Annotated in this window: 1 protein-coding gene; it reads left to right on the top strand. The window is 69.0% G+C overall.

All coding sequences use genetic code 11. The annotated features are described in order from the left end of the window. On the top strand, positions 1-297 hold a 297-nt coding region (locus ACZ9XP_RS17925; RefSeq protein WP_465188965.1), incomplete at both ends, for a hypothetical protein.

A 297-nucleotide genomic window follows, 5' to 3' on the forward strand; every position in this document is an offset into this window, starting at 1 on the left:
AGCCTGAAGCTCAACCCCGATACCGACCGCCTGGAAAGCGAGTGGCAGTTCACCACCGACCCCGCGCGGCTGCACGAGCTGCTGGCGCGCGTAAACGCCATCCTTGCGCAGCCGACCGCCGCGCTGGACGACGCCATGCTGCAACCTGCGCTGGAATACGGCCGGCAACAAGCCAGCGCCCGCCTGAACGACGACGACAGCCGCTTCACCCGCCTGCAGCTCAGCGTGCGCCACTACGGCGACACTCGCTACCTGGCACATAGCGCCAGCCTGGGCAGCACGCTGGACGCGGCCAGC

It is taken from the genome of Vogesella perlucida (assembly GCF_979366545.1).